We start from the raw sequence: 14,740 nt of genomic DNA on the forward strand, positions 1-14,740 counted from the left end.
ACAGGCAAACAACGGCGTCCAGACCATCTCGGGCCTGGAGAACTTCACCTACACAGTCACCGACAGCGTCGGCAACACCACCACCGGCGCCATCACCGTCTCCATCGTCGATGACGTGCCGACGGCCATATCCCCAGCCTCTGCGGTCGTGGCAAACGGAGCAGGAGCGTCCGTCACGTTCGACCTCGATATCGATGGGGTGCTTACCAACAACTACGGCGCCGATGGTGGAACTGTCATCTTCCCGACCTCGCTCGACGGCACGGCGAGCGGGCTGACCTCCAATGGCGTTTCAATCGTGTATGACGTCTCCGCAGACGGCCATACGCTTACGGGCTTCGCCGGCGCCATTTCTGTTTTTGTTGTCACGCTCGACCCGGCGACGGCCTCCTATTCCGTGGATATGAACGGAACCGTGGACAGCATAACCACCGTCGATTTCAACGGGGGTGGTTATAATTTCGTTGGCGGCAATGGTGCCTGGGCCGGCTTCAACACGTTGGTCAATGACGACAGCAGGGATCTGCTCTTGACGCCTGTAGAAGGCGGCGTCAGTTCAGGAACTCTAAACACAAATGCGAATGAGGGCGGAGTTAGCGCCGGCAATTCGGTTGGCTCAGGCGAGAAAATGCGCCTTGATTATGTCGTGGACTTGACCGGAAGCCCACCGAACGGCAGTTATTCATCGCCATCGACCCATCTCTTCGAGCAACACTATGTTACGAACGGCGCGTCGGCGAAGTTCACCGGCATCTCTTCTTCGTCTGCGGCTCGCTTCGCTGCCTTCGACGATTCCGACACTGGGGGGAACGTGGTGGTTGGCGACGGCGTCCAGGATTCGGTTTCTGCGGTCGCAATTAGCTACAACGGCCAGACAAAGCTGGTGTCGTTCACCGATATTGGTACAACCGCAACGAACGTTACCGTTGGCGGTCATATATTTACGGTGCATTTTGTCGATGGCGCAGCTGCTGGAACTCAATATGAGGCAGTTGTGGGTTCAATCTTGCAGAACACCTCGATAGCGACCTATACGGCCAACGGGTACAACAGCCTCGAGATTGGATTTGAGTCTGGAGACACTTTCAAGCTGGGAGACTTCGGCGCAGCAGCTTCGACGAACAGCCCGGTGAGTTTCGATCTGCCGGTCAGCGTCGTCGATGGGGACGGCGATACTGCTGCGGGCACCATCGGCATCACGTTGAGCCCGACGGGACAAACCGTCCAGAATCACTCGTCGGATCTGGCTGGAGACCCTCACTCGTATACTTCGACGCTAGCGGCGCCTCATATCATCGGATCGGATTTCAGCGACACGCTGACAGGTGACGGTGCCACCAACGTGCTCTTCGGCGGACTCGGCAATGATGCGATCAACGGTGGAGCGGGCAATGACACTCTGATCGGCGGCTTCGGCCAGGATACCATGACCGGTGGCACGGGCGCCGATACGTTTAAGCTCGACGGTCTCGACATCAAGGATCTCATCGTCGACTACAATGGCGGGCAAGGCGACAAGATAGACCTGACGTCGCTGTTCGACACAGCTCCCGGAGGAGCCAATGTTGGCGATTTCGTGAACTATAATTCGGCGACAGGCACTCTCAGTGTCGATCATGACGGGACCACCGGCGGCGCCAATTTCGTCGACGTGGCGACGCTGTCGAACCTGCCCGCGGCCAACACCATCACGCTGCTCTATGACGACGGCGCTACCCAGCACACGACGACGGCAAATCTGGTGGGTTAACGGCATAGCGCACAACCACGCGACTATGTTATACGTCGCTAATATCTAGGGGAGCTCAATATGAAACGTTCTGCAAGACTGCTTGTTTCCGCTGCGACGCTGTTGCTGGCAGTCGGGTCGACGGGGTATGCCGCCGACATTATCGATGGTCCGACCGGCGACATTTGCCGTGTCGTCGGCACCTCCAACCTGGTGCTGAACGACAACATCGTCGATCTGAAGCAGGAGGTTGTGAAGTTGATGGACGAGTCGGTTGCCGTCGCCAACAGCTCGGAGTGGATCAACTCGTCGCGTCCCGTCTTCGTCTGGGCGTCGGAGGCCAAGGTCGCTTGCGGCAAGGCCTATGGCTACCTGAAGACGAACTACAAGGACGAAGACTACCTCAACAAATGCGAGTGTTTTCACGATCGCATGGTCGAGTACATGCACTGACCGGATAGCCACGCCTGTTGGCCATCATGACAGCCGACGGATCCTTCCTGAAGGCGGTCGCGGGTGCGATCGTGTTGTTTGGCTTTGTCCAAACGGTCACGCCGGCCAGTGCCAACTGGCTGGAACGACCATCCGTGAAACCACAGCTTTCGTCCGGACTGAAGCAACCGGTGCGCTGTGATCCGGCCACGGAGTGGACCCGGCAGGCTTTCAAGGCATTTGCGAGTTGCCAGGCATCGATCTATGGCCTGGAGCCGATGCTGGCGCATGCGGTGATGGAGATCGAAAGCGGCTTCGATCCCGACGTGCAAGGCGGCGACGGCGAAGTCGGCCTGATGCAGGTGATGCCGGCGACCGCCAGGATGCTCGGCTTTCGAGGTTCCCTGGACGATCTGAGCGCGCCGGCGGCCAACATCGCGCTGGGGGTCAAATATCTTGCACAGGCCAACAGGCTGGCCGCGGGCGATCTGTGCACCACCGTCATGAAATATCGCGCCGGGCACAATGAAAGCCGGTTCTCGGCCCTTTCGGTCCGCTACTGCCAGCGTGCTCGGGCAATCCTGGCAAGGGAAGGCTTTGAAGTGACCGGGCCTTTGCCGGTGGCGACGTTCGGCTTTTCCGCATTTTCGCCGGGCGGAGAGGGCGGAGCCCCTGCCCAATTCTGGCCGGGGAAGGGGGCAAAGGGCGTTTGCGTGCGCCGCGTGTTCGTGCCGGGGCCGCGATACATGAAATGCGCCGACTATCGAAGTGCCGGGCAAGCAAGGCAGATCAGGGCCCTCAGAGGCAGGCTTTTCGGCGGCTAAAAGAACTACAGACGGCATTGCAAGTCCGCCGTAACATGCGTTGAAGACCAGACCGGGAACAATATCCGGCGGCACATAGGGGTGGGAGCATTCATGGAAGCTGGCCGACAGGTCCACTGTCTGCGGACATGGGCAATCGCCTTGGCGCTCGCCGCGATCGTGTCGGGCTGCCAGTCGAAGGGCGGCGTGTCTGAAGTGCTCGATCCGGCGGCGATTGTCGCGCCTGCCGGGCAGAACGGCGCCGCCGGTGGCGGTCCCGTCCAGGCGACCCAGTCGCTGGGTACCGGTTCGACCAAAGTCACGATGCTGCTGCCGCTGTCCGCCCCCGGAACGGCCGGGGAAAACGGCAGGAAGATGCTCGATGCGACCAAGCTGGCGATGACGGATATCGGCAACGGATTGCTGACGCTGACGATAGAGGACACCAAGGGCGACAGCGCGCAGGCCAGCAAACTGGCGGTAACGGCCATTACGACGGGATCGAAAGTCGTCATTGGCCCGACCGAGCTGCCGGCAGCCCAGCATATTGCCACGCTTTCGGGATCGAAGCGGCCACCGGTTCTGGCGCTTGCCGATAATTTCGCCGGCGGCGCCGGGGTCTATGCCGTGCTCCTTGGCGAAGCGGACAGCGCCGCAGCCGGCGCCGCGGGACTGGCCGCGAAAGGCAGCAAGAAGTTCGTACTGCTTGTCGCGGACAATCCAAACGCCGGCGCCACGGAGAAGCGGGTCGCAAACAGCCTCAGCATCTACGGCGCGGCGCTCGCGGTCACTCTCCGATATTCTGCCGGCGACGGTGGCGCGAAGGCGGTCGACGAAATGGGCTCACTCGTGGACGCCCCCGACGCCGTCATAGTCGCCAGTGGCAATGGCAGTCCGGCGCCCATCCTTGCCGCCCTCAAATCGAAGGGCATTCCGGGAAAGACCATCTCCGTCGTCGGGACGAACCGTTGGCTGGAGCACCCCATGGATCCGCTCTTCGAGGGGGCGTTTATCGCCACGCTCGATCCAAGTGAAACCGGGCCGATCGCCGACCGCTTCAGGACGACATACAACTATCCGGCTGACGTCAATGTGGCCTATGCCTATGATATGGTTGCCCTGACGGCAGGGATTGCCAGCGCGGTCGGGCCTGATGGTTTCAGCAAGAAAGTTCTCGAAAATCCAAACGGCTTTCGTGGCTCGACCGGCCTGTTCCGGTTTCGGGCCGACGGATCCAGCCAACGCTCGATGCCGTTCTATCGGATTGAAAAAGGTGCGCTCAAGCTGGTTGCCAAATCGACGTCGGGTTTCTGACCGGCGCAAATCCCTGAGATCCTGTTCAAGCTGATGGGCAGGCCGGGCCGCAGCCGTTTGGCGATCGCGCTCGGAAGCTTCCTGCTTCTGGCCGGGATACTGCTGATCATTCAGGGCGGGGCGTTGCTTTCGGTCGATCGGCCTGTCCGTGCCCCGTCGCCGGATGTTGGCGATACCCGGCCTATCCGGCCGGTTGCCCCGGTTGCCGGCGCGCAACGCCTGGAGCCGGCGCGCAAGGTTGCTCAAGACCTGATCGCTCCGCCACGGCTTGATCCCGCTGAGATCGAACGGGCCGAGCCCCGTCCGCCACTCAGCGAGCTCGGTCTCGCCGTGCCCCCGAAAACGCCAATGCCCGGGGATTGGCGGGAGGTCTTGCTCTACCGCCCGATTGCCACATCGTCGGCGATGTTCGAAGCCATGGGCCGCAAGGTGGTCATCAGCGGAGTGCGGGGCATCGATCTCGACAGCTCCTGCTCGTTTCATGACGTCACCTGGCCTTGCGGCCTTCGCGCACGCGCCGTTTTCAATTCCTGGCTGAGGGGACGCGCGCTGCACTGTTTCGTACCGCCGGACGTCGAGCGTTTTGCCGTCGCCGCACCGTGCAGGCTGGGCAAGCAGGATGTCGGCGCCTGGCTTGTCTCCAACGGCTGGGCCACGGCGCTGCCGAGCGGCATCTACGGCAAGGCGGAGGCGACAGCCCGAAAGGCTGAGATGGGCATATTCGGCCCGGCGCAATAGCCTGCCATTCATTCCCTGATGTTTTGTTTGTTAACCGCCACGGGCGCAGCCTTGATGGGGTCATCACGCAATCGATTAAATTGCAAGCTTCCTTGAAACTGAAATTGCAACACACCGGCCTTATACCAGCCCAACCACAGGAGATCGGCCAGTGATAAAGACTATGGCGAGCACCACCGACCAGGCATGGAAAAGCGTCGCTTTGCTGACCTTTCTGGGAACCGCTGCAATCCTGGGCGTTTCCGTCGGCCTCAATTACCTGCTCCTGTTCTCCGAGGCGCTGACGCCATTTGGGCGCAGTATGATCACGGCAATCCTGTTGCCCGTTGTCCTTGGCGTTCCGCTTTTTCTGTTCGTTGGATTGAAACAGATCGAGCTTCGTCGCTATCGCCGGGAGCTCGACAAGTCGGCAACCTTCGACACCATGACCGGCTGCCTGAACGGAGCGGTCTTCACGTCGATGGTCGAAAAAAGAACCGCACGGCCGTCGGTGCCGGGGCCGAAATCGGGCGCCTTCCTGGTCATCCATTCGGAACATCTGCGGTCCATCAACCTGCGCTTTGGTCTTGAATGGGGCGATCAAGCCTTGCGGCTCATAGCTTCGACCATACAATCGTCGGTGCGCGCGGAGGATCTGGTTGGACGCATGGGGACGTCGATGTTCGGGGTTTTCCTCGCCGGCGCGACCGAAGCAGAAGCCAGGGAAATCGGCGAGCGTATCAGGGCGCGCATCGCGCAAGTCTATTTCGCGCCAAAAGGGACCGAGGATGCCCTGACCGTCAAGGTCGGCGGCGTGGTGTTCGAAAACCAGGTGGAGTTCGCGGACATGTTCCGGTCCGCCGAGCAGCGCATGGCCGGCGTCCAGGACGGAGCCGCGTTTGAACTGACGCATCTCCATAGCTGACAATCGCCGGGGACCAGAGCCATTCGGAACCCAGGGGAACTGTCGGACGCGGCCGCGGTTACGCTGACGACGGGGTAGCCCGTGAAGACGCCGCCCAGGTTTCGGCGATGGCGACGATCGCGGCGTTGATCGGTCCGCTCGGGATCGCCGGCATCACCGAGGCGTCTACGACAAAGGCATTGTCGAAGCCGTTCAGCCGCAAGTCAGGATCGACGACGGCCTCAGTGTCACGACCCATCCGGCAGGTGCCGGCCGGATGGTGATGGGTGGAAGCAGCCCTGGCGATGAAAGCATCGAGTTCGGCATCGGACTGAACCGGTGCACCTGGCAGGATCTCCGTATCGCGCCATTCGTCCAGGGCCGCATGATGGCCGACCATGCGCGCCCGCTTCAACGCCATCCTGAATGTCGCGCGATCGTGTTCGGTTTCGAGGTAATGCGGATCGATGACCGGCTTGTCATTGCGACCAGGCCCGCTCGGTGTGATGCGCCCGCGGCTTGTTGGATGAGTAACGCCGCACAGGATGGTGAAGGCCGAGCCATAAAGCGGGGTCTTCAGGCCCTCGGCCGCCGACGGCGCGACGACGCAGGCCAGCACGATATCGGGACTTCCCGTGGAGCGGGTCGGGTCATCGCTGTGCAGGTACATCAGCGATTCGGAGTGCTGCAGGCGGGAAGGCGGCACCGGCTTCTTCGTGCTGTAGACATTTCCGAGAGCAAGCAGATGATCCTGCAGGTTGCGGCCGACATCGCCGCGATCGGCAAGGCAACGTATGTCAGCTTGCTTCAGCGTATCCGGACAGCCAATGCCCGACCGCATGAGGATGAGCGGCGTGGATACTGCGCCGGCGCAAAGGACGATCCGGTCGGCGCAGAGCGTTCCGGTCTCACCCCCGCACACCACGCTCACGCCCGTGATCTTGTGGCCGTCCAGCACCAGGTGCTCGACCTCGTGGCCGGCAAGCAAGGTCAGGTTCGGCCGCGCCATGACCTGCGACGACAGATAGGCGTCGGCGACGCTCAGGCGCTTGCCGTCACGTATGTTGAGTGAATTGGGACTAGTGCCGACCAGTTCGCCGCTGTTGTGGTCGCTCAGGGCGGGAGCACCCATGGCGCGCCCGGCGGCGATGTAGGCCCGCACGACCGGACTGACTTCGGCGTCCGGCAGATAGACGTCCAGCGGGCCACTCTTGCCGCGTGTCGGCCCGTCGAAGGCAGTGAAGGCTTCGCTGCGGATGAAGCCCGGCAACAACCCCCGATAGGACCAGCGCTCGCCGCCGGCTTGCGCCCAGGGTTCGAAATCATCGGCATGGCCGCGGACATAGGCCATTGCATGCAGGCAGCTCGAGCCGCCGACGATCCTGCCGCGCGGCCATTCATGGACGCGGTTGGCGGTGAAGGGCTGGGGCACGGTCCGGTAGCTCCAGTCGTAGGCGCGGCCCTGGAGCATCGTCCATTTCAGCGGATCGGCGATGTCGGGATCGGCCGGCATCGCCCCGGCCTCGATGAGGCCGACCTGGCAAGACCGGTCTTCACTGAGCCGGCTGGCAACAACCGAGCCTGCGGATCCCGCGCCGATCACCAGCACGTCGAAATGACGTTTCAATTTGAAATTCCCCGCACAGGCTCACTATCGGAAGCTGATACGATCACGCGGCAAAGGCGCCGGCATTCGACCGTTCCATGATCTGTCTCTGCACGGACAAAAGGTGCGCGCGCATTGCGGCCTCTGCCGCTTCGGGATCGCGCTGCGAGATCGCTTCGGCGATCAGGCGATGTTCGCCGTCGCGGTGGGCGATCCGCTTGGGGCAGGTGGGTGCCGCGGTGCGCGCAACCTTCACCCGCGCATCGACACCGACCTGGCGCAGCATCTTGTAGAATTCCGCGGCGAGGTGGTTGCGGGCCGCGGCAACGATCGCGAGATGGAAAGCGAAGTCGACCTCCCCCGACGGGGCGTTCTCCGGCGTGGTTGCCGCGTCGAGGATCCGCGCCGTCTCGAAAGAGGAGGCGCGCAGCGACGCCAGCCGGGCAAGGCCCGGCTCCATGATCAGGCGCAATTCCAGGACCTCGATCGGATTGGTTACCCTGACCAGTTCCTCGCCATATCTCGGAAGAGCGGTCGGCGCCCGCCTGGCGCGCGCCGGTTTGAGGTCGCCCGAAAGGCGCAGCACTTCAAGCGCCTTGCGAAGCTGATGGCGCTTGACGCTCAGATGTTCCGCAAGATCGCGCTCGGACGGAAGCTTGCCGCCGCCCTGCTGCAACTGGCGGACCGCGGCGATGATGTCGTCGAGATCCGATGGTCCGACCTGCGGCTCGAATGCGCTCAAAACCAAATCTCCTGTCCGATCGGCAGACCGCCGACTCAACGTCCCGACATCATATTGTGACACGAAAACCTGTTCGACGGCACTCAACCAATTCAACCAATCTACAACTGTACGCAATGGTTGACAACACCAGTTGCGCGATGGTTGACTGCCATGTCGACGGTTGCCATCGCGGCGGGCCGTTTTCTCCCGAGGATCACGCATGCCGGCTGGCGAAACCTTTGACTACGTCATTGTCGGTGCGGGATCGGCCGGCTGCGTGCTGGCGAACCGGCTGAGCGAGGACCCTGCCGTATCGGTGCTTCTGCTGGAGGCGGGGGATTGGGACCGCGATCCGATGATCCACATCCCGCTCGGCTGGGGCAAGATACTGACCGAGCGCCGCCACGACTGGATGTATTTCTGCGAGCCCGAGGCCAATGTCGGCGGGCGCAAGGTCGAATGCGCGCGCGGCAAGGTCATCGGCGGCTCTTCCTCCACCAACGCCATGGCTTATGTGCGCGGCAATCGCGGCGACTACGATCGCTGGGCGGCAAGCGGCCTGACGGATTGGTCGTTCGACAAGGTGCTGCCCTACTTCAAGAAGCAGGAGCGCTGGGAAGCGGGCGAAAGCCGGTACCGTGGTGGCAGCGGGCCGCTGAACACCCAGTTCTGCCGGTACAAGGACGAACTGGTCGATGCCTTCGCCACAGCCAGCCGTGATGCCGGATACCCGCAGACCGACGACTATAACGGCGCCATACAGGAAGGCTTCGGCCGGCTGCAGATGACAATTGCGAACGGCCGCCGCTGCTCGACCGCGACCGCCTATCTGCGGCCCGCCATGCGCCGCGGCAACGTCAAGGTGCTGACCGGCGCGATGGCGACGAAGATCCTGCTCAGGGATGGCCGTGCAACGGGCATTGCCTACACCAGAGGCGGGGCGAGCCATGAAGTTCTGGCGCGGCGCGAAGTCCTGCTTGCCGGCGGCGTCATCAACACGCCGCAGCTGATGATGCTGTCAGGCATAGGCGACAGCGGTGAGCTCGCGGCGCATGGCATCGAGACGAAGGTCGATCGTGCGCAGGTCGGAAAGAATTTGCAGGACCACGTTTCGGTCATCCTGATGTATCGGCGCAAACAGCCGGGACCGTTTCTCAAGATGATGCGGGCCGATCGTATCGGGCTGGATTTCGTCAAGACCTATCTCACCGGAAAGGGCTTTTCGGGAGATGTGCCTGGCGGCGTCGTGGCATTCCTGAAGAGCGACGCAAGCCGGCCGCTGCCGGACGTGCAGCTGCTTTTCACCGCCGCACCGCTGGGGGCATGGCCTTACATGTCGCCGTTCAAGGCGCCGTTCGCCGACGGCTTTGCGACCCGTATCGTTGCGGTGCAGCCGGAGAGCCGCGGCAGCGTCAAGCTGGCGTCGAGCGATCCGGTCGCCGCGCCGCTGATCCACCAGAACTTCCTGTCCTCGCAGCGCGACTGGCAATCGCTTCGCGCCGGCTTTCGCGTTGCCCGCAACCTTGCCAGCCAGCCGTCCATGGCCCCGTTCGTGGGCGCAGAGTTCTTCCCTGGCCCGAAATGCGAGAGCGACGAAGAGATCGACGAGCATATCCGCAAGACCTCGATCACCGTGCATCATCCGGCCGGCACGTGCCGTATGGGCGTCGATGCGGCATCGGTGGTCGATCCGGAATTGCGGGTGCGCGGCATCGCCGGACTTCGTGTCGTGGACGCCTCGGTCATGCCAGACCTCGTCTGTGGTAACATCAATGCGGCGGTCATCATGATCGCCGAAAAGGCCGCGGATCTGATCCGCAGCCGCGCTCAACAGAGCGTGGCGGCCTGATAGAGGCGGCCGGAATACAACCAAAGTCTTTTGGTTGAGACTGAAAAACTGCGTTGGTTGGACTGTCATGCGCTTCCGCATGGCCGTGGCGAAGCGGTTTCACACCCTGATTGCGAGCCGTATCTCGCGCATTTCTAGGCTATTCTGCCTATTTCTGGGCATTTGCCTCCCAAAAATGCACCTCAACCAAAAACTTATAAAATTCGCAATTTGGCTATTGTCGAGCAAAACCAATGCGAATACGGTTGAGTTGGTTAGAAGTATTTTCTTCGTGACGAGAGGTGTCCGATATGTCCCTGGCGCAACCAGCTAACGATGTGCTCACCAACAAGAAGGCAGCACTCAAGGGCCTCTATGACGCCCTCTACGCAAAGAACATGTTTCCGTTCTGGGCGACGTCGGAAGGCGTCGATCATGACGAGATCAAGCAGCTGATGGCGACGTCGAAGGCCGTTCCCTTCGTGTGGTCCTATTCGGACATCGAGCCGCTGCTGCAGCGCGCCGCCGAACTGGTGACCATGGACGACAGTGAGCGCCGTTCGCTGATCCTGGTCAATCCCGGTCTTGCGCCCAAGCGTGCATCGGTCAGCACCATGTACACCGCCTACCGCCTGAACGATCCCGACGAGATCATGCCGCCGCACAAGCACTCGCCGAGCGCCATCCGCTTCGGCCTGACCGGCAAGGGCAATTTCACCGGCGTCGAGGGCGAAGACGTGGTCTTCGGCCCGGGCGACATGGTGCTGACGCCCAACGACGCCTGGCACAATCATGGCACCGTCGGCGGCGAGCAGGCGGTCAACCTGTCGGTGCTCGACCTGCCGCTGGTCGAAACGCTGCATGCCGTCCATTTCGATCACAAATACACCGAGATGGTCGATGGCAAGGAAGTCGAGAAGAAGGTGCAGACCGCCCGCTATCCCGGTGACTACTCACAGCGCATCTATGGCGAGGGTGGCCTGATGCCGCGTTTCGTCGACCACAAGCGCGGCGGCGGCCTGTCGTCGCCGATGTATGTCTATCGCTGGGAGAAGATGGAAGCGGTCCTCGACGCCCACAAGGATTGGGATGGCGACCCCCATGAAGGCATCGTCATCGACTATGTCGATCCGACCACCGGCGGACCCGTCTTCCACACCATCAATTTCTACGTGCAGATGCTGCGCCCCGGCGAGAAGACCTTGCCGCAGCGCGAGACCGCCAGCCTGCTCTTGGCGCCGTTCCGCGGCAACGGCCATTCGATCATCGACGGCAAACGTTATGACTGGAACCAGTTCGACACCATCGCCATACCTGGCGGTTCCTGGGTCGAGCATGTCAACGGCTCGTCGAGCGAGCCGGTGATCTTCTTCGGCGCCACTGATGCGCCGACGCAGAAGGCGCTGCTCCTCTACAAGCGCTGGGGCCGCAACCAGGCCGGCGATCTGCTCCGCCTCGTCTAGTTTCCGGTCCTTCGGCAAGCACTGTCCCGCCGCGATTGGCGGCGTGGACATCGAAAACGACGCTTCAGCAGCAAGGGTGTATGCATTTGGTTTCGGCGTTCAACACCAAGCAGATTGGCCATGTCGACTGTCCAGGCGGCGGCCAGGTCTGGGTCGATGGCAACATCCTTTATATCGGCCACATGCGGCCGCCGAGCGGCACGACACTGGTCGATATTTCCGACCCGCGCAATCCGCGCAAGATAGCCACGATCGATGTTCCGCCCGGCTGGCATTCGCACAAGGTGCGCGCCAAGGACGGGCTGATGATCATCAACCACGAGCGCTTTGGTGATGCCGGCCCGGCCGATTTCGGCGGCGGACTGGCGCTTTACGACACAACCAAGCCGGCGCAGCCCAAGCTCATCTCGAAATGGATAACCGGCGGCAAGGGCGTCCACCGCTACGACTTCGACGGCCGTTACGTCTACATCTCGCCGACCGCCGACGGTTATGTCGGCAATATCGTGATGATCCTCGATCTGATCGATCCGGCACAGCCGGTCGAGGTCGGACGCTGGTGGATACCCGGCCAGTGGACGGGTGGCGGGGAAGAATACCCGTGGCATGACTATGTCACGCCGCGCTGCCACCATCCTCTGCGCATGGGCGACCGGCTCTATGTCAGCTACTGGCATCACGGGCTGTTCATCCTCGACATTTCGGACATCACCAAGCCGAAGCTGGTCTCGCACGTCAATTCGAGCCCGAGCTTTCCGCATCCCACCCACACCTGCCTGCCGATCCCACAGCCGCTCAAGGGCCGCAACATCATGGTGGTGGCCGACGAGGATGTCGCCAAACTGCGACCTTCACCGCCGGCCTTCACCTGGATCTACGACATCACCGACGAGACCAACCCGTTGCCGATCTCGACCTTCCAGGTGCCTGGCCTCGACCCGGATGGCGCGCCGCAACCGCCGATGACGGGCTGCCACCAGCCCTCCGAGCGGTTCAATGGAACCGTCATTCCGTTTGCATGGTTCGCGCAGGGGCTGCGCCTCGTCGACATCGCCGATCCGTTCGCGCCAAAGGAAGTCGGCCATTTCATGCCCGACGCGCCGGAGGGGGCGGAGCGTTCCTCGTCCAACGACGTGACCATCGACGACCGCGGCATCGTCTACCTGATCGATCGCATCCGCGGCGTCGACATCATCGAAACCAGCGTTCTCTAGGGGGGTATGTTGAGCGACAGCACGCGAAAATCCGCCAGCCACTACGCCATCGGCAACAAGAACCCGAACCTGCCGTTTCATCCGGCGGTGCGTGCCGGCGATTTCATCTTCGTCTCGGGCCAGGTGCCGAAGGACGAGAACAACAACATGATCAGCGGCACGATCGAGGAAGAGACGCTGGCGACGCTGAAGACCATTGCGCGCGTCATCGCGCATGAAGGCGCGACGCTGTCGGATGTCGTGCGGATCACCACCTATCTCGAGGATACGCGCGATTTCGGTCGCTACAACAAGGCGTTCCTCGAAGGGATCGGCGACGCCGTTCTGGCACGCACGACCGTCGAGGCAAAGGCCGTCATCAACACCAAGATCGAAATGGACGCCATCGTCTACAAGCCGCTCCCGGCGAGCAAGTAGGCCTTGGACACTAGCGAGGAGACGACATGTACAAGCTGTTAGGCCGCCAGACATCAGGCAACGTCCAGAAGGTGCTCTTCATGCTCGAAGAGCTGGGGGCCTCCTACAAGCGCGAGGATTATGGCCGCCAGTTCGAGAACACGCAGACGGCGGAATACAAGGCGCTCAACCCGACCTCCAAGGTGCCGACGCTGGTCGACGGCGACACCGTGATCTGGGAGTCCAACACCATCCTGCGCTATCTCGCGGCATTCGGCGGCGAACAGTTGAATGGCGCCACGCCGGCCGAAAAGACCGAGGTCGAGCGCTGGATGGACTTCCTGCTGGCTGCGGTCAATCCGGGCTACCTGGCGGCCTTCAAGGGCGCCAAGCTCACGCCCGAAGAACAGACCGCCGAATACAAGGAACAAGTGAAGGACCTTGTCGCGCAGCTCAAGATCGTCGACGGCCACCTGGCCGGCAAGGACTTCCTGGCGCTCGGCAAGCTGACCCTTGCAGACATTGCCTGCGCGCCGATCCTGAAGCGCTGCGTCGACTTCAAGATCGACCGGCCGTCGATGCCCAATCTGGAGCGCTGGGTGGCCGCGATCGCCGCTCGGCCGGCCTTCAAGGCGGCAACCACTGCTGCTCCGGCAAAGGCCGCATGATGATCAAGCGCGCCGCTCTCATCGGACTGGGAACGATGGGTCCAGGCATCGCCGCGCGGCTTTCGCGCGGCGGGCTCGATGTGACGGCGTATGATGTTTCGCCAGGGGCAATCGAGCGCGCCCGCGGCATGCTTGATCTCGCCGGCGGCGTGCTCGACCGCCTCGACATCAAGGCGCCCGGGACAGGCGCCGGCAGCGTGCGCTTCGTCGAGACGATCGCCGAGGCCGTCGATGGCGCCGAACTGGTGATCGAGAACGTGCCCGAGAATATCGAGATCAAGGCGCAGACCTATCGCGACATCGATCCGCTGATCGGCCCGTCCGTCATCGTCGCCTCCGACACGTCGGGCATCCCGATCACCAAGCTGCAGGCGCATATCTCGCATCCCGAGCGGATGGTCGGCATGCACTGGTCGAACCCGCCGCACATCATCCCGATGATCGAGGTGATCGGCGGCGAAAAGACCGCGCCTGAAACCGTGACTGTTATCCGCGATCTCATCCGCTCGATCGGCCTGCTGCCGGTGGTGGTGAAGAAGGACGTTCCAGGCTTCGTCGAGAACCGCGTGCTCTATGCGCTGCTGCGCGAGGCGGTCGATCTTGTCGAGCGCGGCGTCATCGAGCCGGAAGACCTCGACACCTGCGTATCCTGGGGCATCGGCTACAAGATCGCCGTCATCGGCCCGATGGCGCTGCTCGATATGGCGGGGCTGGACATCTACAAATCCGTCTCGTCCTTCCTGAATGCCGATCTCTCCAACCGCGACGATGTCGCGCCGATGGTGCTGGAGAAAACGGCTGCGTCGAAGTTCGGCATCAAGTCGGGCGAGGGCATGTTTGCCTACACGCCCGAACAGACAAAGGCGCTGCAAGGTGAACGGGCGCGCAAGCTCGTCGCGGTGCGGCGCATCCTGGAAGGCCGGGAGTAGCCAATGTCACATG

The 14,740-nt window shown here is 62.3% G+C and carries 14 protein-coding genes; 12 read left to right on the plus strand and 2 right to left on the minus strand.

The genetic code is table 11. The features are described 5' to 3' along the window. From NP945_RS21070 to NP945_RS21095, 6 genes are all read left to right on the plus strand, one after another. Positions 1-1,750 (plus strand): type I secretion C-terminal target domain-containing protein (locus tag NP945_RS21070; RefSeq protein ID WP_256747424.1); only part of this gene is annotated, 1,750 nt, incomplete at its 5' end. Between the two features lie 60 nt (positions 1,751-1,810). Further along, entirely contained in the window at positions 1,811-2,182 is a 372-nt protein-coding gene (locus tag NP945_RS21075) for a hypothetical protein (protein ID WP_127322349.1), read from the plus strand. A gap of 26 nt (positions 2,183-2,208) precedes the next feature. Further along, positions 2,209-2,985 (plus strand): lytic transglycosylase domain-containing protein, encoded by a 777-nt coding sequence (locus NP945_RS21080; RefSeq protein ID WP_256747551.1) that lies wholly within the window; start codon positions 2,209-2,211, stop codon positions 2,983-2,985. A 93-nt stretch (positions 2,986-3,078) separates the two neighbouring features. Then, the gene (locus tag NP945_RS21085) at positions 3,079-4,278 is read left to right on the plus strand and encodes an ABC transporter substrate-binding protein (RefSeq protein WP_256747425.1); all 1,200 of its coding nucleotides are present in this window, start codon (positions 3,079-3,081) and stop codon (positions 4,276-4,278) included. 33 nt (positions 4,279-4,311) lie between these two features. After that, positions 4,312-5,016 (plus strand): thermonuclease family protein, encoded by a 705-nt coding sequence (locus NP945_RS21090; RefSeq protein WP_256747426.1) that lies wholly within the window; start codon positions 4,312-4,314, stop codon positions 5,014-5,016. 151 nt (positions 5,017-5,167) lie between these two features. Next, entirely contained in the window at positions 5,168-5,920 is a 753-nt protein-coding gene (locus NP945_RS21095; RefSeq protein WP_127326711.1) for a GGDEF domain-containing protein, read from the plus strand. Between the two features lie 58 nt (positions 5,921-5,978). Here the strand turns inward: NP945_RS21095 and NP945_RS21100 are convergent, their stop codons facing one another. Then, positions 5,979-7,526: a GMC family oxidoreductase gene (locus tag NP945_RS21100; protein WP_256747427.1), complete on the minus strand. Its 1,548-nt coding sequence runs from the start codon at positions 7,524-7,526 to the stop codon at positions 5,979-5,981. Between the two features lie 43 nt (positions 7,527-7,569). Further along, on the minus strand, positions 7,570-8,247 hold the full coding sequence (locus NP945_RS21105) for a FadR/GntR family transcriptional regulator (RefSeq protein ID WP_013529856.1): 678 nt from the start codon (positions 8,245-8,247) through the stop codon (positions 7,570-7,572). Between the two features lie 202 nt (positions 8,248-8,449). On the opposite strand from NP945_RS21105, the gene NP945_RS21110 reads away from it, so the two are divergent. The 6 genes from NP945_RS21110 (at position 8,450) to fhmpcd1 (ending at position 14,727) form a co-directional block, all read left to right on the plus strand. Next, on the plus strand, positions 8,450-10,078 hold the full coding sequence (locus NP945_RS21110; RefSeq protein WP_256747428.1) for a GMC family oxidoreductase: 1,629 nt from the start codon (positions 8,450-8,452) through the stop codon (positions 10,076-10,078). Between the two features lie 290 nt (positions 10,079-10,368). Continuing rightward, entirely contained in the window at positions 10,369-11,520 is a 1,152-nt protein-coding gene (locus tag NP945_RS21115; protein ID WP_027039500.1) for a cupin domain-containing protein, read from the plus strand. An 80-nt stretch (positions 11,521-11,600) separates the two neighbouring features. Beyond that, the gene (locus NP945_RS21120; protein ID WP_256747429.1) at positions 11,601-12,734 is read left to right on the plus strand and encodes an LVIVD repeat-containing protein; all 1,134 of its coding nucleotides are present in this window, start codon (positions 11,601-11,603) and stop codon (positions 12,732-12,734) included. 6 nt (positions 12,735-12,740) lie between these two features. Next, entirely contained in the window at positions 12,741-13,151 is a 411-nt protein-coding gene (locus tag NP945_RS21125; RefSeq protein WP_013529860.1) for a RidA family protein, read from the plus strand. Between the two features lie 26 nt (positions 13,152-13,177). Further along, the gene (locus NP945_RS21130) at positions 13,178-13,798 is read left to right on the plus strand and encodes a glutathione S-transferase family protein (RefSeq protein ID WP_013529861.1); all 621 of its coding nucleotides are present in this window, start codon (positions 13,178-13,180) and stop codon (positions 13,796-13,798) included. Further along, positions 13,798-14,727, plus strand: coding sequence for a 5-formyl-3-hydroxy-2-methylpyridine 4-carboxylate 5-dehydrogenase (gene fhmpcd1 / locus NP945_RS21135; RefSeq protein WP_127811347.1), 930 nt, complete (start codon positions 13,798-13,800; stop codon positions 14,725-14,727). Before NP945_RS21130 ends, fhmpcd1 begins: the two co-directional genes overlap by 1 nt. Positions 14,728-14,740: the final 13 nt, after the last annotated feature.

It is taken from the genome of Mesorhizobium sp. LMG17149, from assembly GCF_024518695.1.
GTDB lineage: Bacteria > Pseudomonadota > Alphaproteobacteria > Rhizobiales > Rhizobiaceae > Mesorhizobium.

Excerpts from the sequence above, each read along its gene's own strand:
- NP945_RS21110 (WP_256747428.1), top strand. The coding sequence starts at position 8,450 with ATGCCGGCTGGCGAAACCTTTGACTACGTCATTGTCGGTGCGGGATCG.
- NP945_RS21120 (WP_256747429.1), top strand. The coding sequence starts at position 11,601 with ATGCATTTGGTTTCGGCGTTCAACACCAAGCAGATTGGCCATGTCGAC.
- NP945_RS21125 (WP_013529860.1), top strand. The coding sequence starts at position 12,741 with ATGTTGAGCGACAGCACGCGAAAATCCGCCAGCCACTACGCCATCGGC.
- NP945_RS21075 (WP_127322349.1), top strand. The coding sequence starts at position 1,811 with ATGAAACGTTCTGCAAGACTGCTTGTTTCCGCTGCGACGCTGTTGCTG.
- NP945_RS21085 (WP_256747425.1), top strand. The coding sequence starts at position 3,079 with ATGGAAGCTGGCCGACAGGTCCACTGTCTGCGGACATGGGCAATCGCC.
- NP945_RS21080 (WP_256747551.1), top strand. The coding sequence starts at position 2,209 with ATGACAGCCGACGGATCCTTCCTGAAGGCGGTCGCGGGTGCGATCGTG.
- fhmpcd1 (WP_127811347.1), top strand. The coding sequence starts at position 13,798 with ATGATCAAGCGCGCCGCTCTCATCGGACTGGGAACGATGGGTCCAGGC.
- NP945_RS21090 (WP_256747426.1), top strand. The coding sequence starts at position 4,312 with ATGGGCAGGCCGGGCCGCAGCCGTTTGGCGATCGCGCTCGGAAGCTTC.
- NP945_RS21115 (WP_027039500.1), top strand. The coding sequence starts at position 10,369 with ATGTCCCTGGCGCAACCAGCTAACGATGTGCTCACCAACAAGAAGGCA.
- NP945_RS21130 (WP_013529861.1), top strand. The coding sequence starts at position 13,178 with ATGTACAAGCTGTTAGGCCGCCAGACATCAGGCAACGTCCAGAAGGTG.